The organism is Herbaspirillum sp. Her3, from assembly GCF_057961275.1.
Genome location: NZ_CM176328.1, coordinates 2,051,249 through 2,074,218, shown reverse-complemented (window position 1 = coordinate 2,074,218; position 22,970 = coordinate 2,051,249). Strand labels below are relative to the sequence as shown.

The following is a 22,970-nucleotide window of genomic DNA, read 5'->3' as shown; positions in this document are numbered from 1 at the left end:
TGCACTGATATGAAGACTCTTTACTGGATGGGCGGCATCGTCGCCGCCGGCCTGCTGGTGGGCACGGGTGTGCGCCTGCTGGCGCATGGCGATGCCCAGGCAGCGCCGGCACCGGTTCCCGCTGCGGCCGCCGCCACCCCTGGCGGCCCGCTGGCCGGCGCGGTGCCGGCCGTGACCGCGCGCGCCAATAGTGGCAGCACCGTGCCGGGCGTGGCCGACGCCTCCAGCGGCCAATACCAGGTGGGCGACCACCTGCAGCAGAGTGCGGCCGTCACCGACCAGCCTTACCAGGCCTCGGGCAAGATGGTCAACGGCTTCCAGGAGATCGCCTGGGAGTCGCTCATCCCCAAGGACTGGGACCCGATGGCGCCCTTCAAGGGCATCCAGCTGGACCAGTTGAGCGACGACGACCCGCGCGCCGCTGCCGCCCTGTGGAAGGCCAAGAAATACTGGAAGGATGCGCCCGTCGATCCCTCCATGGAAGGCAAGCCGGTGCGCCTGCCCGGTTTCGTGGTGTCACTGGACCGCGAGGGCGAGGCGCTCAAGGAATTCCTGCTGGTGCCCTACTTCGGCGCCTGCATCCACGTGCCGCCGCCACCGGCCAACCAGATCATCCACGTCAAGAGCGCCAAGGCCGTCAAGAACGTGCGCACCATGGATGCGGTCTGGATCAGCGGCGTGATCAAGGTGGAGCGCTCGGATTCCTCCATGGGCGCCTCCAGCTACAGCATGAAGGCCGTCAGCGTCGAACCCTATACCGCGCCCGACAAAAGCTGAGGCTTATCCCCAATTTCCCCACCTCCCTCGCAAGGCCTGCCATCCGCAGGCCTTATCCACATTTTACGGGGGCAAGCTTGTGGACAAGGCTTTGACAAGCCACTCAAGCCATTGATTTTCCAGAGATTTTCTCCAGCGCTTCAATGCGGTGCAGGTTGCCGGACAGCTAGCTTCAGCGCAGCCGCACGCGAGCTTATCCCCGCAACTTGTCCGGATATCCACATTTTTTGGGAGCAAGCCTGTGGAGAAGCGCTGGGCAAGTCGGACAAGCGCTTGATTCCAAAGGAGTTTCCTGCGGCGACATGCCAGGTGGCAAAAAACGGGCAGCTTTCGCTCACGCGGACGCGCGCCATGGTGCGGGACGATATCCACATTTTCTGGTGGCAAGCTTGTGGAGAAGCACTTGACAAGCCATTCAAGCCGTTGATTTCAAACAACTTTTCAATAGCGCAACAGGCGCACGCAAAACCCTGCAAAATGCCGCCGGGCAGCTCTTTTTGCGCTGCCGCAACCCGGAAAAGACGAGTAGCCAGACGCCTTTGCAAGGATATCCACACTTTTTGGGAGCAAGCCTGTGGACAAGGGCTTAGCAATAGACCCAAACGTTTGATTACAAAGGGAATTTTCTTTCCGATGCAAACCAGGGCAGCATTGAGGCCATTCAGCGCATCCGGCGCAAAGCCGCGCCCACACTGGCCTGGCGCGACGATATCCACACTTTTTGGTGGCAAGCCTGTGGACAAGCACTGGACAAGCCGCTCAAACCATTGATTTCAAACGAGTTTTCACTTCATGTCAGCGCGCAGGCAACGTTGCAGCCCGGGGCTGGCTGCATGCGGATATCCACATCTTTTGGTGGCAAGCCTGTGGAAAAGCCTTGGGTAAGCGATCCAAGTCATTGATTGCAAACGGGATTCATCGCCAGAGCAGCGGATGGGCAGAAAAGGAACAAGGGAGGGGGAAAAAGCGATGGGCAGGCCCCGGTGACGGAGCCTGCCCTGAAGGGAGAAGCCGCACCCCGCGCCGCGCACCGGCAAGCTTGCGCTTGTCGGGAAGGGAGGACCGCGGCTTCCATCACGTGTGCGACCTGCCGGGTTACGACGCCACTGTCCGGCCTGGGCGTGAAGCATGAAGCATTCTGCAAGGAGAAACTGGCTGACCCGGAGAAAAAAGCCTGCGACGCGCTCGCGTCGCAGGCAAAACATCTGCACTGAGTCAGAGGAGACAGGCGCAAGTCTAGTGGCCTGGTATGACCACACCATGACAGTGCGCCGGGATATGAAGGAAAAAGCAGTCGCGCAAAACCCGTTGAGGAAATGTCATGAAGGCGTCATAACGATGCACTAAAGTGGGAACCCTAGTGCGGTACATGCAACCGATATGCATGATCGCATGGTGTGTTGGACATCTGTCCAGCACACCCTCCTCTCGGAGGCGTCCGCCTCCACGACCTTCCCCTGAAGAACTTGCAGAACGGTGTTACCAGACGCCTTCGATGGCGGTGGCTTGCAACTTGATGCGCGAGATTTCGCCCTCGGCGCCTTGCAGGGCCAGATCGTCCGGCATCGCCTTGGGCGGCTTGCGGAACCATTCCAGGCACAGTTGCGAAAGATTGGTGAGCGCCTTCTTGGCCATGAACTGCTGCAGCAGCTCGCGCGTGAGTTCCAGGTTGGAGGCCAGGAAGAAGTCCCCCGGCTTGCGCAGCGCCTGCACACCCGCGCTCATGCGCTGCAGGTCCTTCTGGAACATCTGGCGCGGCACCGGCAGCGGATGGCCAGCCGAGACCAGCAATTCCTGGAACAGCGGCGCCATGAAGTCCAGCGCATAGCCATCGCATTGCACCCAGGCGTGGAAGGCATCCTGGTTGCTGGCCACGCTCTGGCCGTCTTCGCCCAGGGTGCCGAAGGACAACGCGCCGCCGCCATCTTCCCGAATCAGGTAGAAGGCTGCGCCGGCCACGGGGAAGGCGTTGCGCTTGTAGAACTTCTTGAGGATCTGGGCGGCAGTGACGGAAAAGAAGAAACTGGCGGCCGGAATATCGGCTTCCACGCTATGCAGCACGGAATGGATGACGCGGAAGATGCGTTGGTAATCGGCCAGGGGAATCAATGGGCGCAGGTTCTGCGCGGAGGAATGTGAGCTTTGCATGGGCGCTATTTTCTCATGGAAAAGAACGGGCAAGCCGCTAGGCCGCTTCACGGGAATGTCAGACTGCACACTCCCGCTGCGTGACGCGCGCTTTGGAACAAAAGCGGTTTCACGACTTGCCGTTCCACCTCAAGAGAATTTACTGCTCAACTCTGCTTCTACTGCAACAACTGCTACTGCTACTACGCACTGCTACTGCTACTACAACAACGACTGCTCGCTGATGCGGCAGGCACTACCCCTAGTGCCCTGCAATGTTGCTGCTTCACTTCCCCTCTACTTCCCCCTCCACCCGCACTTTCCCCCAGGCATTCAATCCGGCTTTTTCAGCTCCTGCATGAAACAGGTGCAATCGACGTCGTGATACTGTGCGCAATGTTGCAAGGACGGCCGGGTCAGGCCGTTGTTGAACAGCGAGCGTTCATCGGCATCCACGCTCGCATAACGCATGGCCGAGGCCATCGCCTGCTGGTCGCGCTGGCTCATGTCGTCCAGCGACACTTCCAGGTTGCCCCACTCCTTGTCGGTCTTGACGAACAGATACATCAGCACGGTGCAAAAGACCAGGTAACTGATGAACATCAGGGTGATCTCACCCGGTACGGATTCGTTGATGAATTGCATGGCTGACTCCTGGCAAAGGCAAGCTACTTCGGCAAGGTCTTGCGTGCCAATGGCGACTTCACCGTGATGTCGGGAGTCCGGAGCACAGACCGTGTTTCATTGGTTCCCATGGTAGTGGCCGAACGTGACTGCGAACATCGGGGAATTCCTGATCCTGGTATCGGCTTTCTTAGCTCAACAGCAAGCCCACATTGGGAAGCCGCCCCGGGAGCGCTCCCGCGAGTTACGTAAATTTCAAGCTGGCATGCACCGGAGGCACTGCGAAAAAAAACCCGCCAGGCTTGCGCGTGGCGGGTTCAGGCTCGAATTGTCCAAGTCCAAGGACGTCTGAGGAGACGCATCCAATGTAATGGACCGTGCGCTTGCTGGAAACGAAGCATTCATCATGCACTTATGCCCGAGATGCATAAGCCGCGCCGCCCTCAGTCCCCCTGCACAGGCAGCCAGCGCTCCACCAGCCGCGTCCAGAAGGCCGCACCGACGGGGATGTTGGCATCATTGAAGTCGTAGCCCGCGTTGTGCAGCATGGGCTGGCCCTGCCCATTGCCCACGCGCAAGAAGCAGCCGGGACGATGCTGCAGGAAGTAGGCAAAGTCCTCGCTGCCGGCAATCGGTCCGAAGGGGGCGATCACCTTGTCGGCCCCTACCAGCTCCTCGGCTACGCTGCGGGCAAACTCGGTCTCGGCCTCACTGTTGATCACCACCGGATAGCCGCGCAGGTAGTCGATCTCCGCACGCGCGCCGTAGCTCTCGGCATGCAGCGCCACCAGCGCGCGGATGCGCTCTTCCAGCAGCGCGCGCACCTCGGGCTTGAAGGAACGCACGCTCAATTCCAGCGTGGCGAATTCGGGGATCACGTTGGCCACCTTGCCGGCGTGCAGGCTGCCGACCGTGACCACGGCCGTTTCCATCGGATCGACATTGCGCGAGACCACGGTCTGCAAGGCCATCACCAGGCTGGCCGCCGCCACCACCGGATCGACCGACAGATGCGGACGCGCCGCATGGCTGCCGCGGCCGGTGAGGCGGATCTTGACCGTATCGCAGGCCGCCATGAAGGGGCCGCTCCTGAACATGAAAGTGCCCGCCTCTACGCCAGGGTGATTGTGGATGCCGAAGATGGCATCGCAGGGGAAACGCTCGAAGAGGCCATCGGCCAGCATCTTCTGCGCCCCGCTATCGAAGCCGGCTTCCTCGGCCGGCTGGAAGATCAGGTGCAGCGTGCCATCGAAACGGCGCGTACGTGCCAGGTGCTTGGCCGCCCCCAGCAACATCGCGGTATGGCCGTCATGGCCGCAGGCGTGCATGGCGCCGGGCTTGGTGCTGGCCCAGGCCAGTCCGGTTTCTTCGTGGATCGGCAAGGCATCCATGTCGGCGCGCAGGCCGATGCTGCGCGGACTGTCGCCGACACGCAGGGTCGCCACCAGGCCGTTGCCGCCGATGTGGCGGGTGACCGCATAGCCCCATTCTTCCAGGCGCGCCGCCACCAGGGCGGCGGTATCGACTTCCTGGAAGGACAATTCCGGATGCTGGTGCAGGTGGCGACGAATGCCGGTGATTTCGTCGTGGATGTCGTGCAGGTCAGCGACCTCGCACAGACCGTGAGCGTGGGGGTGGTTCATCATTTCTCCGTAGGGGATGCGCGGCGCGCCAGCACTGCGCGGCCCTGTTCGGCCAGGTCCCAGAACAGGCCGGCCATCAGCTGCAGCGACTCGCGCGAGACGCTGGCCAGTATATGCTCGTTGGGCGCGTGCTGTGAGCAGGCCGGATAGGAGTGCGGCACCCACAGCGTGGGCAGCCCCAGCGTCTCGGAGAACACGTCATTGGGCAGCGAGCCGCCCAGGTTGGGCAAGAGCGTGGGCGTCTTGCCGGTGGTCTCCTGCATCGAGGCCAGGCCCCAGCGCACCCAGTCGTCATCCGGATCAAGCCGGGTGGCGGCAAACTGCACCCCGGACAAGGTAACGTCGACATCATCGAAACCATGCTCATCCAGATGCGCACGGATGTGCTCGATGAAATGCGCATCATCGCTGCCAACCACAAAACGGATCTGGCAATGCGCGCTGGCGCGGCCGGGGATGGCATTGACCGGCGCTTCCGGATTACCGGTCTTGAAGGCCAGCACTTCCAGCGTATTCCAGCCGAAGACGCGCTCGGCCGGGGTCAGGTCGGGTTCGCCCCAGTCCGGATCGATCTCGGGATCGGTCGGGCCACCGCCCACCTTGACGCTGGCCAGCGCCTTGCGCACGCTCTGCGGCAGCGCATCCGGCAGCAGCGCCGGCACGCGAATGGCACCGCGTTCATCGACCAGGCAGGCAATCGCATTGGCCAGGCGCACGCCGGGATTGCGCAACAGACCGCCCCAGTTGCCGGAATGGTGGCCGCCGTCGCGCAGGTGGCAGGTCAGGTCGAAATTGCAGCCGCCACGCGAGCCCAGGAACATGGTCGGCGTCGGCGCATTGACGCGCGGACCGTCCGAGGCAATGAAGAGATCAGCCTTCAGCCGTTCGGCATGGTGCTGGCAGACCTCGTTCAAGCCAGGCGAGCCGTTTTCCTCGCCCATTTCCAGAATCAGCTTGACGTTGTAGCCCAGGCGGCCGCCGCGCGCCTTCAGCACTTCTTCCAGCGCGGCAAAGTTGATGGTGTGCTGGGCCTTGTTGTCGGCAATGCCGCGACCATACCAGCGCTCGCCCTCGACCACGATCTCCCACGGCTTCAGGCCGGTGCGCCATTGATTGTCGTAACCGCGCACCACGTCGCCGTGGCCATAGGTCAGCACCGTGAAGCCGGCGCCCTCTTCGCTGCGCTCGGCAATGAGGAAGGGGCCACCGCCCTTGACCGGATTGTCGACCACCTCGCAATGGAAGCCCAGCCCTTGCAGATAGGGCGTGATCTCATCGTTGAGGTAGTCGTAGAGGATGGGCAGACTGGCCGCTTCCTGGCTCTCGGTGCGGATGGCCACGCGGCGCTTGAGGGTTTCCATGAAACGGCCGTCGTCGAAGTAGGCTTCTACGCCGGCGATGGCTTGTGCTCTGCTCATGCTGCTGCTCCTTGAAATTTGTCGTATAGGTTCATGTGCTCAGGCGGCCGTGGCCAGGGCCGGAATGCCCAGGCCCGGATCGGGCGTCAGCGCCGAGGCCAGCAGCATGCGCGTATAGGGATGCTGCGGGTCGCTGAAGAGTTGTTCACGTGGCTGCAATTCCACGATGCTGCCCTTGTTCATCACGGCCACGCGGTCCACCAGATGGTCCACCACGCCCAGGTCGTGGCTGATGAAGAGATAGGTGAGACCGAATTCGGCCTTGAGGTCCAGCAGCAGGTTCAGGATCTGCGCCTGCACCGACACGTCCAGCGCCGAGGTCGGTTCATCGCAGATCAGGATGTCGGGCCGCAGGATCAGTGCGCGGGCAATCGCCACCCGCTGGCGCTGGCCGCCGGAAAGCTGGTTGGGATATTGCGTATGGGTGCGTTCGGGCATGCCCACCAGGTCGAGGATCTGCCTGACCTGGCGGCTGCGCTCGGCGGCCGTGCCGAGGCCGTGCAGCTTCAACGGCAGGCCGACGATCTCGCCCACGGTCTTGCGCGGATTGAGCGAGGAATACGGGTCCTGGAAGATCGGCTGGATGTGCCGCGCATGCTGGCGGCGCTGGGTCGGATCGACTTCCTGTCCGTTGATGAGCACATTGCCCGAGGTCGGTGCCAACAGGCCCAGCAGCATCTTGGCCAGCGTGCTCTTGCCGCAGCCGGATTCGCCGACCAGGCCCAGGGTCTCGCCGCGATACAGGCGCAGCGACACGTCGTTGACCGCCTTCAGTTCACCCGGTGCCTGGAACAGGCCACGCTTGAGCGGATACACCTTGGACAGCGCACACAATTCGAGCGCGATGTCATCCAGCGGCGGCTGGGGCTTCAGAGACGCGTTCATGCTGCCACCTCCAGCGCCGCCACCGGCGCATCGAGCTTGAGGCAACGCGCCTCGTGCGGTGCGGCGCTGCTGCCCTGCTGCACCATCGGGGGATCCTGTTCGCAGCCGCTGTCGGCCAGCGCGCAACGATTGCGGAAGGCGCAGCCGCTGACCTGTCCGATCAGACTGGGCACCACGCCGGGAATGGCTTGCAACCGGCTTCCCGGCAAGGTCTTGCCGCGCACCGGAATGCAGTTGAGCAAGCCGCGCGTATAAGGATGGCGCGGCTGCGCAAAGAGTTGCGCCACGTCGGTGGTCTCCACCACCTGCCCGGCATACATCACCGCCACGCGATCGGCGATGCGCGAGACCACGCCCAGATCGTGGGTAATGAAGATGACGGCGGTGCCGAACTCCTGCTGCAGCTCGCGGATCAAGCGCAGGATCTGCGCCTGGATGGTCACGTCCAGCGCCGTCGTGGGCTCGTCGGCGATGATCAGGTCAGGATTGCACATGAGCGACATGGCGATCATCACGCGCTGGCGCAAGCCGCCCGAGAGCTGGTGCGGATACTGGCGCAAGCGGTCTTCGGCATTGCTGATGCCGGTGCGATTGAGCAGGTAGAGCGCACGTTCACGCGCCTCGCCGCGGGTCACGCCCGGCTGCTGCAGCATTGCCTCGCACAGCTGGTTGCCCAGCGTGTAGGCGGGATTGAGGGAAGTCATCGGCTCCTGGAAGATCATCGCCATGCGCTTGCCGCGCAATTGCATGCGCTGCTTTTCGCTCATGCCGTTGAGATCAACGCCATCGAAGCGGATATGGTCGGCGCTGCACTGCGCCTTGCGCGGCAGCAGCCCCATCAGGGCCAGCGAGGTCATGGACTTGCCGCAGCCGGACTCGCCGACCAGGCACAGCATCTCTCCCTTGCGGACCTGGAAATCGATACCGCGCACGGCGTGCAGCATGCCGTTTTCGGTAGGCAGGTCCACCTTCAGGTTCTTCACGTCCAGCAATACGCTCATGGTGTTCTCCTTGCGTGCAGGGTTAGTTGCGGCCATCGGGCGCGTTGACGTCGCGCAGGCCATCGCCGACCAGATTGATCGCCAGCACCAGCAGCGCCAGCGCCACACCCGGAATGACGATCACCCATGGCTTGAAGAACATGTAGGTCTTGCCCTCGGCCACCATCAGGCCCCACGACGGCGTAGGCGGCTGCACGCCCAGTCCCAGGAAGGACAGCGTGGCCTCCAGCAGGATGGCGTGTGCCATTTCGAGGGTTGCCACCACGATGAGCGCACCCATGATGTTGGGCAGGATCTCGCGCAGCAGGATGTAAGGTGTGGAAGCGCCGATGGCCTTGGCGGCGGCGATGAATTCGGCATCGCGCAACTGCTGCGTAGCCGAGCGCGTGACGACGGCAAAGCGGTCCCACAGCAACAGGCCCAGCAGCAGGATCACCACCTTGAGCGAGCCGCCTACCAGCGAGGCCATGGCCAGCGCCACCAACACCACCGGCATGGCCAGGCGTGTCGTGATGAGATAGCTGATGACCGCATCGGTGCGCCCGCCGAAGTAACCGGCCAGCACACCCAGGGTAGTCCCGATCAGGCCCGAGATCAGCGCGGCGGCAATGCCGATGGTCAGCGAGACACGCGCACCGAAGATCAGGCGCGAGAGATAGTCGCGGCCCAGCTTGTCGGTGCCGAGGATGTGTTCCCAGCTGCCCTGGGCCTGCCAGACCGGCGGGATCAGGCGTGCCGTCACGTCCTGGTCGAAGGGATCATGGGGCGCCAGCAGGGGCGCGAAGATCGCCGCCAGCACGATGAGCGCCAGGACGAGTGCGCCCAGCATCAGGCCGCGATGGCCCAGCAGGCGGCGCAGCTTGCGGCGCCAGGCGGGCAGCGGCGGCAAGGCGGCGTTGAGCACGGGAGTGGAAGACAAGCTGGTGGAAGGAATGGCGCTCATGTCGGCTCCAGTAAAAATCAGCGGGTGCGGATGCGCGGATCCAGCAGCGCATTGATGACGTCAGCCAGGAAGGTCAGGCCGATGTAGAACATGGCGATGATCAGCACCACGGCCTGCACCACCGGATAGTCATTGCGCGAGATCGCATCCCAGGCCAACTGGCCCAGGCCCTGCATGGAATACACCGATTCGATGACCACCGAGCCGCCCAGCATGAAGCCCAGCTCGACGGCGGCCAGCGCCACCACCGGAATGACCGCATTGCGCAGCGCATGCTTGAACACCACCCGCGATGCCGAGAGTCCCTTGGCGCGCGCCGTGCGGATGTAATCTGCGCCCAGCACTTCGAGCATGCCCGAGCGTGTCAGCCGCATCATGGCCGGCATGGCGTAATAGCCCAGCGCCACGGCCGGCAGGATGAAATTCTGCCAGCCGTCATTGCCCGCCACCGGCAACCAGTGCAGGGTGACGGCGAAGATCAGGATCAACGTCAGCCCGAACCAGAAACTGGGCATGGCCTGGCCGACCACGGCGATGAGCAGCGCGATGCGATCCAGCCAGGTATCCCGATAGATGGCCGCCAGCACGCCCAGCGGGATGGCCGTCAGGATGGCCAGCAACAAGGCGCTGCCGCCCAGCTTCAGGGTGATGGGCAGGCGTTCGGTGATCATCTCCGTCACCGGGCTCTGGAAGTAGAAGGAATTGCCGAAATCGAGCTTCACGGCGCGGCCCAGCCACTCCACGTATTGCGTGGTCATGGGGCGGTCCAGGCCGAACTGGGTGCGTATCGCTTCGACCTGGGCAGCGCTGGCTTCCGGCCCGGCGATGGACACCGCCAGGTCGCCCGACATGTGCAGCAGCGTGAAGCTGACGATGGAGACCGTCAGCGCGACGCACAGGGCGATGCTCAGACGGCGCAGGAGATAGATCAACATGGCGACCCTCGCGTGAAGAGGCTAGTCGTGAAACAGCATGAAGGGGGGCGCACCGGGCGGCGCGCCCCGTGGCACTTACTTCCAGGACGCTTCGTAGAAGCGCGGCAGCTCGTCCGGATATCCCTGGAACTTGAGCTGGGCGTTGTAGGCGTAGTAAGTCGAGTAGGAGAACATCGGAGCGACGTAGGCCTGCTTGGAAATCAATTCCAGCGCCTTGCTGAAATTGGCCTTGCGCACCGCCGGATCGACCGAGGTATCGGCGATCTGCAGGAACTGCTGCAGTTGCGGATCCTTGGTGATGTCGTCGGCGCCGCCCTTGAAGTAGTTGCCGGCAAAGGCCGAGGTATCGTTCACCGAGAACGAACCCCAGGAATAGAAACTCATGGGCGTCTTGCCGCTGCGGTATTCGGTCTGCAGCGCCGGGAACTTCATGTAGTGCAGGCGCGCGCGGATGCCGACCTTGCGCAGGTCGCCGATGATGGCCTCGGCCACCTCGCGTTCGCGATAGGCATAGATGTCGGTATCGAAACCGTTCGCATAACCGGCTGCGGCCAGCAGTTCCTTGGCCTTGGCCGGGTTGTAGTCGTACTTGACGGCGACACTGCCGTCACAGCCGAACTGGGTACGGAAGCAGGCCGTATAAACCGGCTGGCTGCCGCCGCGCATGAGGTTCTCGGCGTAGCCCTTGCGATTGATCGCATAGTTGACCGCCTGGCGCACGCGCACATCCTTGAAAGGCGAATTGGGCGCCGAGCTGCCCGTCACATCCAGGGTGATGAAACCGACCCGCATGGTCTCGCCACTCTGCACGGTCAGCTGGGGATTGGTCTTGAGCGAGTCGGCCTGGTCGGGCGGCACGCGCCAGATCCAGTCGATGGCACCGGTCATCAGTTGCGCGGCGCGGGTTTCCGGATCGGGGATCACCACGAACTTGATGTTGCCGATGGAAGGCTGGCCCTGCGGGCTCTCCTTGAAGTAATTGGTGTTCTTGACCAGGGTCACGCCCTGCCCCGGCGTGATGCTGGTGACCTTGTAAGGACCGGTGCCGATGGGCGCCTTGGAAAAACCTTCCAGCCCGACCTTCTTGAAGTAGGCCGCCGGATAGATCGGCAGCGGACCGGCCAGGTATTCCAGCGCAGCGGGGAACGGGCCCTTCAGGTTGATGCGCACCTTGTAATCGCCCAGCTTGTCCACGCTCTTGATCCAGTCGATGTTCTGGCGCGTGACGGCCTTGGATTCCGGCGAGACGGCGTAGTTGAAGGTGAACACCACGTCGTCGGCGCTGAACTTGTCGCCATTCTGGAATTGCACGCCCTGGCGCAAGTCCAGCACCAGCGCGGTGGGCGACTCCCACTTCCAGGCGGTGGCCAGTTGTGGCTTGTACTCGTTGGTCTTGGGATCGCGGTAGATCAGCGTGTCCCAGATCAGGTGCGACAGGATCACGCCTTCGCGTACGTTGTTGTGGTACTGGCTGATGTTCTCGACTTCGGTGTCCGAGGCATAGACCAGGGTGTCATTGGCCTTGTTGGCGTGCGCAGCCACTGCGCTCAGCGTTCCCGCCACGAGTAAGGCACATCGTGACCAGCCCATGATGGATTTGTGTAGTGCGTTCATTCCAGCCCCTTCGTTCCGATAAGAGAAATAAGAAAAAACAGCGACGTCGAGGGGCATACTAGGCTAGGATTTATCGATGCCACAATCATCAAATTTCTAAGCCTGCGTTGCCGATACCAGAACGCAGAAATGCTGCACCACAATGTGACCACCCCCGTAAAAGCCGCATCCCTGCTGGGCTGCGGGCGGTGGAGCAGGTGCAGCATGGCAGTGCGCGGCGGATCCGCGAGCACTGCACCAAAGCCGTGAAAGACGCACCAAATAAAGCGGGAATTATTTGCCGGGCCGGCATGGCATGCCGGTCAGCATGGGTCAGGTTTGAAGGAGTCTCTGGATGAAATCACAGCAATTGCAAGACACCGCACTGCGCTACTTCCTGGAAGTGGTGCGTTGCGGTTCCATCAGCGAGGCCTCGCAGCGCCTGAACGTGGCCAGCTCGGCCATCAGCCGCCAGATCAGCAGCCTCGAAGAAACGCTCGATACGGTCTTGTTTGAACGCCGTCCGCGCGGCATGGTGCTCTCGGCCGGGGGCGAGATGCTGGCCGCCCATGCGCGCAAGATGGCGCTGGAGGCCGACCGCGTGGTGGCCGACCTGCAAGCCCTGAAAGGCTTGCGCAGCGGGCGGGTGCGGCTGGCCACCTCGGAAGGCTTTGCCATCGATTTCCTGCCGCGCCTGATCAATGCCTTTCAGAAAAAATATCCGGGCTTCGTGTTCCAGCTCTTCGTGGGCGCGCCTGCGGTGGTGTCGCGCCAGGTGCGCGAAGGCAATGCCGACATCGGGCTGACCTTTGCGCGCCTGCCCGAGCCGGAAATCAAGGTGGTCCACCGCCAGCCCGGACCGATTGCGCTGGTGATGCGCAATGAGCATCCGCTGGCGCGGTTCCGCCAGATCTCCCTGGGCCAGCTCAAACCCTATCCCCTGGCCCTGCCCGACCCCACCACGACGCTGCGTCAATTGTTCGACATCGCCTGCAGCCGCCAGCAGGTGGTGATCGAACCGGTCATGACCAGCAACTACATCCAGTCGCTGCACAACTACGTGCTGGACAACGATGCCCTCTCCATCACCGGCGACGTCACCGTGCGCTACCGCATCGAGCGCGGCGAACTGACCATGCGGCCGATCCGCGACTGCCCGGCCGATGGCCGTTTCGTCGAAGTGCAGACGCTGGCAGGACGGACCTTGCCGCGCAGCGTGGACATCTTCCTCGATTATCTGGTGGCAGAACTGAGCAAGGATCTGTGATCGCCACGCGGCCGCCGCCACGGCGGCCGCGCACGCATCAGAAGCGCCAGCTGGCCTTGAGCGCCGCCGACTGGTTGATGAAACCGCTGCGGCCTTCGGCATCGAAGCGCAGCGAGATATCAGCCGCCGCCGTCAACTGGTAGCGATAGCTCACGCCCGCCTTGAAGAGCCAGGGGGAGCGGGCCGCACCAGGTGCGGTAAAGGCCTGCCCCGGGGTGCCGGCGTAGGTGGCCACCAGATCGTCGCGATCGTTGATGACGTCGTAGCTGGCACCGAGGGTGGTGCTGATCTGCGAGGCGCTCGTCACGGCGTAGTTCAAGCGGGTGCTCACGCCCAGCAACAGAGCCTGGCTGCGCTTGCCCTGCACCGACAGGCTCAGGTCCCCTGCCCCGCTCTCGGCGTAGGACGGGCTTTGCAGGCGGGTGTAGTCGAGCTGCAGGGCAGGGACTACGCTCAATGCTTCACTCAAGGGCAGCGTGTGCGACACGTTTGCGCCCAGATGCGCACTCCAGGTGTGGTAGCGGCTGCCGGCGACGCGGTTCAGGCCGCCGAACTGCAGTTCTCGCGCCAGGCGGTTGCTGTTCCAGCCGACATCGGCCTGCCAGGCCAGCGCCAGTTCGCCCACCGGGACGCTGCCATAGAGTGCCACCATGTTGGAGTCGATACGGCTGCGGCTGCCGACACCGGTGATGGCGGTATTGCCGCTGGCGGTGGTGCTGGCATAGGCGTAGGAAAGGCCGACACGCGCGCTGTCGAACTCCATCTCGGCGCCGGCGGCCATGCCCCAGGTACTGGCGCTGAAACCGGAATCACCACCCCGGTCACCCTGGTTGGAGCGCGATTCGAAAGGCATCAGCCAGACCTGGCGATCACCGCCGCTCTCCCCATAGGCCAGGCCGCTACCTGCGCCATTGCTGGCGACGTTGCCGCTGTCGATGCGCGTGGCGATGACGCGATTGAGCGAGGCCAGGGTGCCACGGATGGCGCTGTCGCTGACGTCCCGGGGCAAGGTCTGGCTGGCGGCGCGCAGCACGCTGGCGGCATCGGGCAGGCGTCCCAGGGCGGTGACCACCTGGGCCATGTCGCTGCTGGACGGATGCTGGATCTGGCGATCCAGTACGGGTGCCACTGCGGCGGCCGCGGTGGCGGCGGCGACCGCCGTGGGAGCACGGCTGACCGGGGCTGCCGGCGTAGGTGCCGCGGCCGGTGCCACCGCCGAGGGTACCGCTGCTGGTATTGCCGGTACGCTTGCAGCAGGTGTACTGGTGGTTGGTGCGCTGGCGACCGGTACGCTGGCCGCAGGTTTGCTGGTGACAGGTGCGCTGGCGACCGGGGTGTTCACCGCAGGTGTACTGGCAGCAGGCGCGCTGGCGACCGGTACGTTGGCCGCAGGTTTGCTGGTGACAGGTGCGTTGGCGACCGGCGTGCTCACAGCAGGTGTACTGGTAGCAGGTGCGCTGGCAACCGGCGTGCTCACGGCAGGTGTACTGGTGACAGGTGCGCTGGCGACCGGCGTGCTCACGGCAGGTGTACTGGTGACAGGTGCGCTGGCGACCGGCGTGCTCACGGCAGGTGTACTGGTGACAGGTGCACTGGCGACCGGCGTGCTCACGGCAGGTGTACTGGTGACAGGTGCACTGGCGACCGGCGTGCTCATAGCGGGTGTGCTGGTGACAGGTACGCTGGCAACCGGCGTGCTCACGGCAGGTGTACTGGTAGCAGGTGCGCTGGCGACCGGGGTGCTCACAGCGGGTGTACTGGTGACAGGTGCGCTGGCGACCGGCGTGCTCACGGCAGGTGTACTGGTAGCAGGTGCGCTGGCTGGCACTACGGCCGGTGCGAGCGTATCGCGAACCACCTGCTGGATGCTGACCACATCGACGATGTTCAGATCCACCGCATTGCCTGCCACTACCGGCTTGAAATCAAACAGCAGCGAATTGTCGGATACGTTCAGGTCTGGCGCGCTCAGGCTGCCGGCCGTGATGACCCCGGCCAGGGTCTGCCCGTTGGCCAGCGTCGCGGCCTTGGCCACGTCCACCGCCAGTCCGGCACCCGGTGCGAAGCTGGCCGCGCCGGTGACGGCCAGTTTGCCGTATTGCGTGGCGCTGGCCACCCCGACGGTCAGGGTCTGCCCCGCCGTCTGCGTATAGGACGGCACGCTCAGCGTGCCGGCTGCGACGGTGGTGTTGCCGCTGTAGCTCACCGCGCCCAGCACGCGCAATGTGCCCTCTCCCTGCTTGACCAGGCTGCCCTGGGCGCTGCCATCGGCGATGCCGCTGTTGAGCGTCAGATTGAAGGCCTGGGTATCGATCCGGCCCGCGCCACTGATGCTCACCGCATTGTTCAAGCCAAGATTGTCGGCGGCCGCGCGCAGCGTGGTGCCATCGGCCATGGCGAGCGTGCCGGAGCCGAGCGCAGCGGACGAGGCCACACCCAGCGTGCCGCCCTCCAGACGGGTACCGCCCGAATAGCTGTTGTTGCCCGAGAGCGTCAGGCTGCCCTCGCCCGTCTTGACCAGGCTGCCCACATAGTCGGCGTCGGTCTTTTTCTGGACGGCAGCGAGGTAGGCAGTCTGGCCGTTGTAATTGCCCAGGGCCAGGTTGGCCGCCACGGTCTCCGTATCGGTCGAGAGCACGTAGGTCAGCAATTGCTCCTTGCTCAGCAAGGGACCCGTGCCCGACTGCTTGAGAATGGCCGCCGCCAGGGGATTGGCGGCCACGGCCTTGTCGGCGTTCTGGAACGCGGTGTTGTCTTCCTTCTTTTTGCTGGCCTGGTAGGTGGCGTTGCGCTGGGCGCGAGTCTGCACCAGCGCCAGGGCCGCATCGTAGCCGCTGTTGACGCGCGTGGTGGCCTGCGCGGTGGCGCTATCCACGGCTGCTTGCAAGGTCCTCGCCGACAAGGCCTGCCAAGCGGCCAGTTGCGCCTTCTCTTCGCTCTTGCGCTGGATCAGCGCAGCTTCGGAGATGTCATTGCTCCAGGTGTCGGCATTGCCTGCAGTGATGTTGGCCTTGAAAACACCCAGCAACTGGCCGGGGCCATTGAGGGCCTTGTTCAGGTCCGGCAGGCCCCAGCCGAACATGGTATTGGGTACGTCGGCCGGGCCGTTACCCAGGTGCCTGGCGGTGGTCAGCAGGATGGTGCGGATGGCCTGGTTGTCGAGATCGGGATAGCGCTGCATCAGCACGCCCAGGGCGCCCGTCACGTGCGGTGCCGCCATGGAGGTGCCGGAGGCATTGACCAAGGCAGTGTCGGAGGTGATGTTCAGGCTGGTGATGGCCGAGCCCGGTGCAGACAGGCACCAGTACTTGGCCAGCCCGCACTGGTTGGAAAAGCTGGGCAGCACCGAACTGGCGTTCACGGCGGCCACCGCGATCCAGTTCTGCTCCAGTTCCGGCCTGAAATACGGCAGCGCCGAGCGGATGTTGACGTTGGCCTTGCCGGTATTGCCGGCGGCCCACACCATCAGCGTGTTGGACGCTTGCGCCACGTCGGCCGCCGCATCCAGCCAGCTCTTCTTGCCGCCGCCCTGCAAACGCTGGTAGGCCGCTGCCACGCCGCTGATGCTGCCGAAATCATCGCGCGAATCCGGGCTGCCCCAGCTGCTGTTGATGGCGCGCACGCCCGCGCTGGCGAGGTTGCCATAGGCCGCCTTGAAATAGTTGTAGTCCATGTTCACGCCATAGACCGAACTATCGGTGCCGTTGGTGTTGGTGATGTAGTAGTCGCTGTCGAACGCCACCCCCATGATGCCGGCGCCATTCCTGGCCGCCGCGATGCTGCCGGAGACGTGGCTGCCGTGCTTGTCGTTGAGCGGGCTCAGCGCCCCGGTGGTGCTGAAGGCGTCACCGGCTTTCCAGGGCTGGCTGCCATCCTGGTATTGCGATCCGTCGTTGGCGTAGGTGCCGGTGACGGCCAGGGCCTTGACGGTGCGGCTGGCGAATTCGGCGTGGGTCAGCAAGAGCCCCGAATCGACCGATCCGAGTTTGATGCCCAGGCCGGTGTAGCCGGCCACGTAGGCATACTGGGCGTTCATGGCCCCCAGGCCCCAGTCGGTCTTGAACTCGGTATTGCCGGTCCAGCTGGCCAGGGCGGCCGTGGCATCGGTGCCGGTGCTGCCGTCATAGCTGATGTAGCTCTGGGCGCTCGCCGGTACGTTCAGGGCCGGGCCCAGGGTCAGCAATACGGCGGCGTACAGACGTTGTTTCCTGAAGGCGGCCGGAGGCACCAGCGCGACTTGTTGTGGCGACTTCTTGTTCTTCTTCATCTTCCCTTCCTAGGTCGATCATGTGGAATTGGCCAGGAGATCGGGAATGCTTGCCCGCCCCCGAGCTTGTTGTCGTCGCCCCGGGTGCCGGCTGATACCGGCTTTTTTGTAGGGGCGCATTGTCGGGGGCCGACCGCGTTCTGCACATTGTCTTTTAGTGCCGTTTGCACGCAGACAATGTGCAGCTTTTGGCATCACGTCAGAGCGTGATGAGAGGTAGAAAAAGGCGGAAAAACAGGAAGAAAAACGCAAGCCGGGCGGCACCTGCCGCGCTTGGCGGCGCCCGGTTCAGAAGCGCCAGCTGGCTTTGATCCGATAGCTGACGCTGGCCTTGAATGGCCAGGGCGGACGCGGCGTTCCCGGCACGCCCTCGGCAACGGTGGCCAGGCTGTCGCGCGCGGCGAGGAGGTCAAAGCGGCTGGCCTCATGCGTACTGTGTGGAATGGCGTTCCTCCAGCCCGGATGCATGCGCGCCACCAGGCCTGAGAGCGGGGTTTCGCCGCGCTTGCCGGGCGCCGACAGGTTCAGTTCACCCATCCCGCCCATGCCGGAAAACACGTCTTGCAGGCGGAAAGAGTCCAGCTGCAGGCCCGGATCAAAGCCACCCCGGGCGATGCCCAGGCCCGCCGCCAGATTGACCATGCCGGCTGCGGCCGCCAGGCTGCGGCCAACGCCATCGACCTGCTGCTGGGCCTTGGCCGCCAGCCCCAGGATCATGCCCACCGCCAGCAGCGTGGCGGCGCATAGCCAGTAGAAACGGAAAGCGGCCGGACTGCGCGGCGCACCATGCTTGCTCAGGTTCTCAGGATTGCTCATCTGTTTGCCCACCTCGTCGCTGCGGAATCGATCAGGGCGATCCCCATGCCGGGCCGCCCCATCCTCGTTTTTTTTGCCCCTGTGGGGACGCTGCTCACCGCTTGTTATGAAGCGCATTGTCGGAGGCCGGGGCGATTCTGGGCACTGTCTTTTGGTGCAGATTTATGAAAGAAAACATGACGCTTTTTTCGTCAGTTCACAAATCGATTAGATGAATTCAATGGTCAGAATGCGGCATGAAAAAAAACCGGCAGCGCCCAGAGGCACTGCCGGCGTGATGGTCAGCAACGGTGACATCAGCCCTGCTCGTCCGACCACCCCAGCCCCAGCGCCTTCTGGATCCCCACAAAACTGCGCGTGAGATTGGCCTCAGCCTGCAAGAGGTTCTGCTGCGCCACCAGTTGCTGGCGTGTGGTATCGAGCAGCTCGATCAGGGTGCCGGTCCCGGCCTGGTAGCGTTGCCGCGCCAGCGCCAGCGCACGGTCGGCGGAGACCTTGGTGCGCGCGATGGTAGCCACGCTGACACGGCCGTAGCGGAAGCGCGAAAGCGAATCCTCGGCATCGCGCAAGGCTTCCAGCACGGACTGGCGATACTTCATCTCGGCTTCATCACGCACGCGCTCGGCTTGCGTCACGCGCGCCTTGGCACGGCCGAAGTCGAGGAAATTCCAGCTCAGCATCGGTGCGCCCACGGCGGCGAAATCATCCAGGTGCGTCAGGTCCGACGGATGCGTGCCGCCCAGCCCGATCACGCCGAACAGCTTCAGGCTGGGATAGCGCGCCGCCTCGGCCTGGCCGATCTTGGCGGTGTCGGCGGCCAGCGTGCGTTCGGCCGCCCGCACGTCAGGACGGCGCCGCAGCAGCGCCACCGGATCACCCACCGCAACCTGCTGCGGCGGCAATGGCACCGGAACAGTGGCCGCGAGTTCGCCATCCAGCGTGCCCGGTTCCTGGCCCAGCAGCGTGGCCAGCTGGTTCAGGTAGGCATCGCGATCAGCCTGCAACGGCACCAGGTCGGCGCGGCTGGCATCGAGCTGGTTCTGGATGCGCAACTGGTCCAGCGAAGAGGCCGTGCCGCGTTCGACACGCTGACCGGTCAGCTGCAGCATCTGCTCCTGCGCCTGCACCGCCTGCTGGCCAAGTGCCAGGCGCTGCTGGCGATCGCGCAGGTTGATGTAGGCATTGGCTACTTCGGCCGCCAGGCTGACCTGTACGTCAGCCAGCGAGGCCTGCGCCGCATCGGCGGTGGCCGTGGCCGCCTGCACGGCGCGGCGGTGGGCACCGAAGAGATCGATCTCCCAACTGGCATCAAATCCCGCGCTGTAGAGATTGGCGCTGGTGGGCGAGCCATTGCCCGAGCTGGAACCACCGGTCAGCGCACCCAGGTTGGCCGGTGGCAGGCGCGCATGTCCGGCCAGTGCCGAGGCGCCCACGCTGGGCGCGGCATTGGCCTGCTCCAGCACCAGCCCGGCGCGCGATTGCTGCAGACGCGCGCGGGCGATGCCCAGATTGGGGTTGGCCTGCAAGGCGCGTTCGATCAGGCTGCTCAGCTCGGCATCGCCCAGGCCTTGCCACCACTGGTTCAGCGGCGCGGCGGCAGTGGCGCTGTCGCCGCCTCGCACGAACTTGTCGTTGTGCGCGGCCTGCGGTGCCGCTTCGGGCGGGCCGGCATACTCGGGGCCGAGCGCACAGCCGGCCAGCAGCGCAGCCGCCGCCAGGGCGATCAGGCGCTTGGCCGGAAAGGAAAAATGGGTCTTGTTCATGTTCATCATCAATGAGAAGCCACCGGTGCGGCGTGGGTTGGCAAGGGGCGCAGGAACAGCACCAGCGGCGTGACGCAGGCGATGGCCACGCCCAGCATCCAGAACAGGTCGGCATAGGTCATGGTCAGCGCCTGGGCCTGGATGGTGCTGCCCATGAGCTGGATCGCCACGTCCTGGCCACCCAGCAGGTGCGCTTGCGCAGCGATGCCGGATTGCACCAGGTCGGAATTGGCGTTGAGGCTTTCTTCGAGGCGGCGGCTGTGCAGCCACAGGCGCTGGTCCTGGATCACCGCAATGGCCGCCAGCGCCAGCGAGCCGCCGAGGTTGCGCGCCGCACTGTAGAGGCCGGACGCATCCCCGGCCTGCGAAGCCGGTACCGAGCGGATCGCGGCCTGGTTCAGGAACAGCATGGCCAGCACCGTGCCGACCCCGCGCATCAACTGCGACGCCACGAAGGAGCCGCCATAGGACAGCGGACTCAGGTCGGTCTCGATGAAGGCCGAGGTCGCCAGCAGCAGGAAGCCGGTACCCACGGCGATGCGGATGTCCACCAGCCGCATCAGCATGGGCGTGAAGGGCATCATCAGGATCATCGGTACGCCCGAGAGCAGCACGATCCAGCCCGACTGCAGCGAGTTGTAGCCGGCGATGCCGGAGAGGAACTGCGGGATCACGTAGGCCGTGCCATACAGCGCCACGCCGACGATCATGGCCATCATCACTACCGAGCCGAACTGGCGGTCGCGCAAGAGCCGCAGCTGGATCACCGGATGGCGCGCACGCACCTGGCCGATGGCCAGCAGGATGAAGCCCAGCACCGACGTGGCGGCCAGCCAGCGGATGTCCGGCGAAGAGAACCACTGCTCGCGCTCGCCCTCCTCCAGCACCACCGTCAGGCCGCCCAGTCCGAGCGCCAGTCCGGCGATGCCGAACCAGTCGGCCTCGGCGAATTGCTCGAACTTGGGACGCTCATAGGGGATCGCCACCAGCAGCAAGGTGATCAGCGCAGCGCCCACCGGCAGGTTGATGAAGAAGGCATAGTGCCAGCTGACGTTTTCGGTGAGCCAGCCGCCCATCACCGGGCCCAGCACCGGACCGAGAATGGCGGTGGCGCCGAACATGGCATTGCCGACCGGCTGCTGCGAACGGGGCAGCCGGGTAGCGATGATGGTCATGGCGGTCGGGATCAGCGCACCGCCGGTGAAGCCCTGCCCGACCCGGCCCACGATCATCATCGGCAAGGTGGTCGAGAGGCCGCACAGCACCGAGAACAGGGTGAACAGGCTGGCTGCGGTCAGCAGCAGCACGCGCAGGCCCAGCAGCCGTTCCAGCCAGGCTGACATGGGGATGATGACGATCTCGGCCACCAGGTAGGCGGTGGCGATCCAGGTCCCTTCGGTACCCGAAGCGCCGATCTCGCCCTGGATGGTGGGCAGCGAGGAGTTGACGATGGAGATGTCCAGCGTCGCCATCAGCGCACCCAGGGTACCGGCCGCCACCGCCAGCCAGGCGGCGGCATCGGCTTTCTCACCCTGGGCAGCCGGCGCTACCGGTTTGGCGGGGGCCGCGCTGCTCACTGCGGCTCCTTGCGGGTGGCGTTGGTTTCGCTGTTGCGCTCGCGCAGGTCGCGCAGTTCATCCTTGGCAGCGATGGTGTTGACCTCCACCGTCACCGACAGGCCGGCTGCGAAGGCGCGGGTTTCGTCGGGCGTGGCATCGATGGCCACGCGCACCGGCACGCGCTGGACGATCTTGGTGAAGTTGCCGGTGGCGTTCTGCGGCGGCAGCAGCGAGAACTGCGCGCCGGTGCCCGGCGAGAGGCTTTCTACATGGCCGTGGAATTCAACGCCCGGCAAGGCATCGACCTTGATGATGGCGGGCTGGCCGATACGCATGATACCGATCTGGGTTTCCTTGAAATTGGCCGTGACGTAGAAGCGCGTCGGCACCACGGTCATCATGCGCGTGCCGGGCGAGACGAACTGGCCGACGCGGACCTGCTTGTCGCCGATGCGGCCATCCATGCTGGCGCGGATCTCGGTATAGCCGAGGTTGACGCTGGCGGCGTCGTATTGCGCCTTGGCAGTCTCACCTTGGGCCTGGGCCTGGCGCACCTGGGCCTGCAGCGAGCGCACCCGCAACTGGGCCGCCTCCAGTGCCGCACGGCGGGCCGCGACGGTGCTGCGCGCCTGGGCTTGCTGGTTACGTAACGTGGTCAGGCGCTCGCGGGTTTCTGCGCCCGAAGCGGCCAGGGGGGTGTAGCGTTCCACCTCGGCGGTGGCAAAGCGCGCATCCTCGTCGGCCGAGGCCAGCTGGGCCTTGGCCTGGGCGATGGCAGCCTGCTGCTCGGCCAGTTGGGCGGTGGCGGCTTCTTCGCTGGCGTCGGCGGCATCGATCTGGGCCTTGGCCTGGGCGGCCTGGGCGGAATAATCGCGGGCGTCGATGCGCACCAGCGGCTGGCCCGCCTTGACGACCTGGTTGTCGGCCACCAGCACCTGGTCGACGTAACCGGTCACCTTGGAGGAAACCGTTACGCTGTCGGCCTGGACGAAGGCATCGTTGGTGCTTTCCAGATACTTGCCGCGGAACTGGTAGTACAGCACCCAGGCCGCCACGATGAGCAGCACCAGCAGGCCCAGCGCACGCAGGATGAAGCGGGCGCGCGGGCTCATGCGTTTCTTGGGGGCGGCGTTCTGGGCGTTGTCGGCGGGAGAGGAATCTGGCTGCGGAGGATTGGCTTCCTGGTTGCTGGGTGTGGCGTCGGTCATCTTTTTTATCCTAATATCTGGGCGCGGGGGAGCGGCAAACTGAATCAGTACAGTCGCAATACAGTGTTGATACGGAGCAATACACTTCACCGTAGAGCGCCAATACAGTGGCAATACGGCATCAATACAGTTTCACCCGAACGA

At 64.4% G+C, this 22,970-nt stretch carries 17 protein-coding genes; 2 read left to right on the top strand and 15 right to left on the bottom strand.

The window, feature by feature from the left end:
* Window positions 1-9: 9 nt before the first annotated feature.
* On the top strand, window positions 10-777 hold the full coding sequence (locus ACVC5H_RS09525) for a DUF3299 domain-containing protein (protein ID WP_489622083.1): 768 nt from the start codon (window positions 10-12) through the stop codon (window positions 775-777).
* A 140-nt stretch (window positions 778-917) separates the two neighbouring features.
* Here the strand turns inward: ACVC5H_RS09525 and ACVC5H_RS09520 are convergent, their stop codons facing one another.
* The 10 genes from ACVC5H_RS09520 to ACVC5H_RS09475 all read right to left on the bottom strand — a co-directional run bounded on the left by ACVC5H_RS09520 (window position 918) and on the right by ACVC5H_RS09475 (window position 11,967).
* A complete protein-coding gene (locus tag ACVC5H_RS09520) occupies window positions 918-1,493 on the bottom strand; it encodes a hypothetical protein (protein ID WP_489622082.1) in 576 nt (191 codons plus the stop codon).
* Between the two features lie 763 nt (window positions 1,494-2,256).
* Window positions 2,257-2,925 (bottom strand): DUF2026 family protein, encoded by a 669-nt coding sequence (locus ACVC5H_RS09515; RefSeq protein WP_489622081.1) that lies wholly within the window; start codon window positions 2,923-2,925, stop codon window positions 2,257-2,259.
* Window positions 2,926-3,237: 312 nt separating this feature from the next.
* The gene (locus ACVC5H_RS09510) at window positions 3,238-3,549 is read right to left on the bottom strand and encodes a hypothetical protein (protein WP_489622080.1); all 312 of its coding nucleotides are present in this window, start codon (window positions 3,547-3,549) and stop codon (window positions 3,238-3,240) included.
* Window positions 3,550-3,971: 422 nt separating this feature from the next.
* On the bottom strand, window positions 3,972-5,171 hold the full coding sequence (locus tag ACVC5H_RS09505; protein ID WP_489622079.1) for a M20 aminoacylase family protein: 1,200 nt from the start codon (window positions 5,169-5,171) through the stop codon (window positions 3,972-3,974).
* A complete protein-coding gene (locus ACVC5H_RS09500) occupies window positions 5,171-6,589 on the bottom strand; it encodes a M20 family metallopeptidase (protein ID WP_489622078.1) in 1,419 nt (472 codons plus the stop codon). Before ACVC5H_RS09500 ends, ACVC5H_RS09505 begins: the two co-directional genes overlap by 1 nt.
* Window positions 6,590-6,628: 39 nt before the next feature.
* On the bottom strand, window positions 6,629-7,474 hold the full coding sequence (locus tag ACVC5H_RS09495; protein ID WP_489622077.1) for an ATP-binding cassette domain-containing protein: 846 nt from the start codon (window positions 7,472-7,474) through the stop codon (window positions 6,629-6,631).
* Window positions 7,471-8,475 carry an ABC transporter ATP-binding protein gene (locus tag ACVC5H_RS09490; protein WP_489622076.1) on the bottom strand — a complete coding sequence of 335 codons (1,005 nt, stop codon included), beginning with the start codon at window positions 8,473-8,475 and terminating at the stop codon, window positions 7,471-7,473. The genes ACVC5H_RS09495 and ACVC5H_RS09490 overlap by 4 nt, the downstream gene beginning before the upstream one ends.
* Window positions 8,476-8,497: 22 nt before the next feature.
* Window positions 8,498-9,418, bottom strand: a complete 921-nt coding sequence (locus ACVC5H_RS09485) for an ABC transporter permease (RefSeq protein WP_489622075.1) — start codon at window positions 9,416-9,418, stop codon at window positions 8,498-8,500.
* 17 nt (window positions 9,419-9,435) lie between these two features.
* Window positions 9,436-10,353, bottom strand: a complete 918-nt coding sequence (locus ACVC5H_RS09480; RefSeq protein WP_489622074.1) for an ABC transporter permease — start codon at window positions 10,351-10,353, stop codon at window positions 9,436-9,438.
* Between the two features lie 75 nt (window positions 10,354-10,428).
* Window positions 10,429-11,967 (bottom strand): ABC transporter substrate-binding protein, encoded by a 1,539-nt coding sequence (locus tag ACVC5H_RS09475; RefSeq protein WP_489622073.1) that lies wholly within the window; start codon window positions 11,965-11,967, stop codon window positions 10,429-10,431.
* A 334-nt stretch (window positions 11,968-12,301) separates the two neighbouring features.
* Between ACVC5H_RS09475 and ACVC5H_RS09470 the strand changes: the two genes are divergently transcribed.
* Window positions 12,302-13,213 carry a LysR family transcriptional regulator gene (locus ACVC5H_RS09470; protein WP_489622072.1) on the top strand — a complete coding sequence of 304 codons (912 nt, stop codon included), beginning with the start codon at window positions 12,302-12,304 and terminating at the stop codon, window positions 13,211-13,213.
* Between the two features lie 37 nt (window positions 13,214-13,250).
* On the opposite strand, the gene ACVC5H_RS09465 is transcribed toward ACVC5H_RS09470, so the two are convergent.
* The 5 genes from ACVC5H_RS09465 to ACVC5H_RS09445 all read right to left on the bottom strand — a co-directional run bounded on the left by ACVC5H_RS09465 (window position 13,251) and on the right by ACVC5H_RS09445 (window position 22,826).
* Window positions 13,251-17,480, bottom strand: coding sequence for a S8 family serine peptidase (locus ACVC5H_RS09465; protein ID WP_489622071.1), 4,230 nt, complete (start codon window positions 17,478-17,480; stop codon window positions 13,251-13,253).
* 288 nt (window positions 17,481-17,768) lie between these two features.
* A complete protein-coding gene (locus tag ACVC5H_RS09460; protein ID WP_489622070.1) occupies window positions 17,769-18,296 on the bottom strand; it encodes a hypothetical protein in 528 nt (175 codons plus the stop codon).
* Window positions 18,297-18,592: 296 nt separating this feature from the next.
* Complete coding sequence (locus ACVC5H_RS09455; protein WP_489622069.1) at window positions 18,593-20,068, bottom strand: efflux transporter outer membrane subunit; 1,476 nt, start codon at window positions 20,066-20,068, stop codon at window positions 18,593-18,595.
* Window positions 20,068-21,636 carry an MDR family MFS transporter gene (locus ACVC5H_RS09450; RefSeq protein ID WP_489622068.1) on the bottom strand — a complete coding sequence of 523 codons (1,569 nt, stop codon included), beginning with the start codon at window positions 21,634-21,636 and terminating at the stop codon, window positions 20,068-20,070. Before ACVC5H_RS09450 ends, ACVC5H_RS09455 begins: the two co-directional genes overlap by 1 nt.
* Window positions 21,633-22,826, bottom strand: a complete 1,194-nt coding sequence (locus tag ACVC5H_RS09445) for an HlyD family secretion protein (protein WP_489622067.1) — start codon at window positions 22,824-22,826, stop codon at window positions 21,633-21,635. Before ACVC5H_RS09445 ends, ACVC5H_RS09450 begins: the two co-directional genes overlap by 4 nt.
* Between the last annotated feature and the right edge of the window lie 144 nt (window positions 22,827-22,970).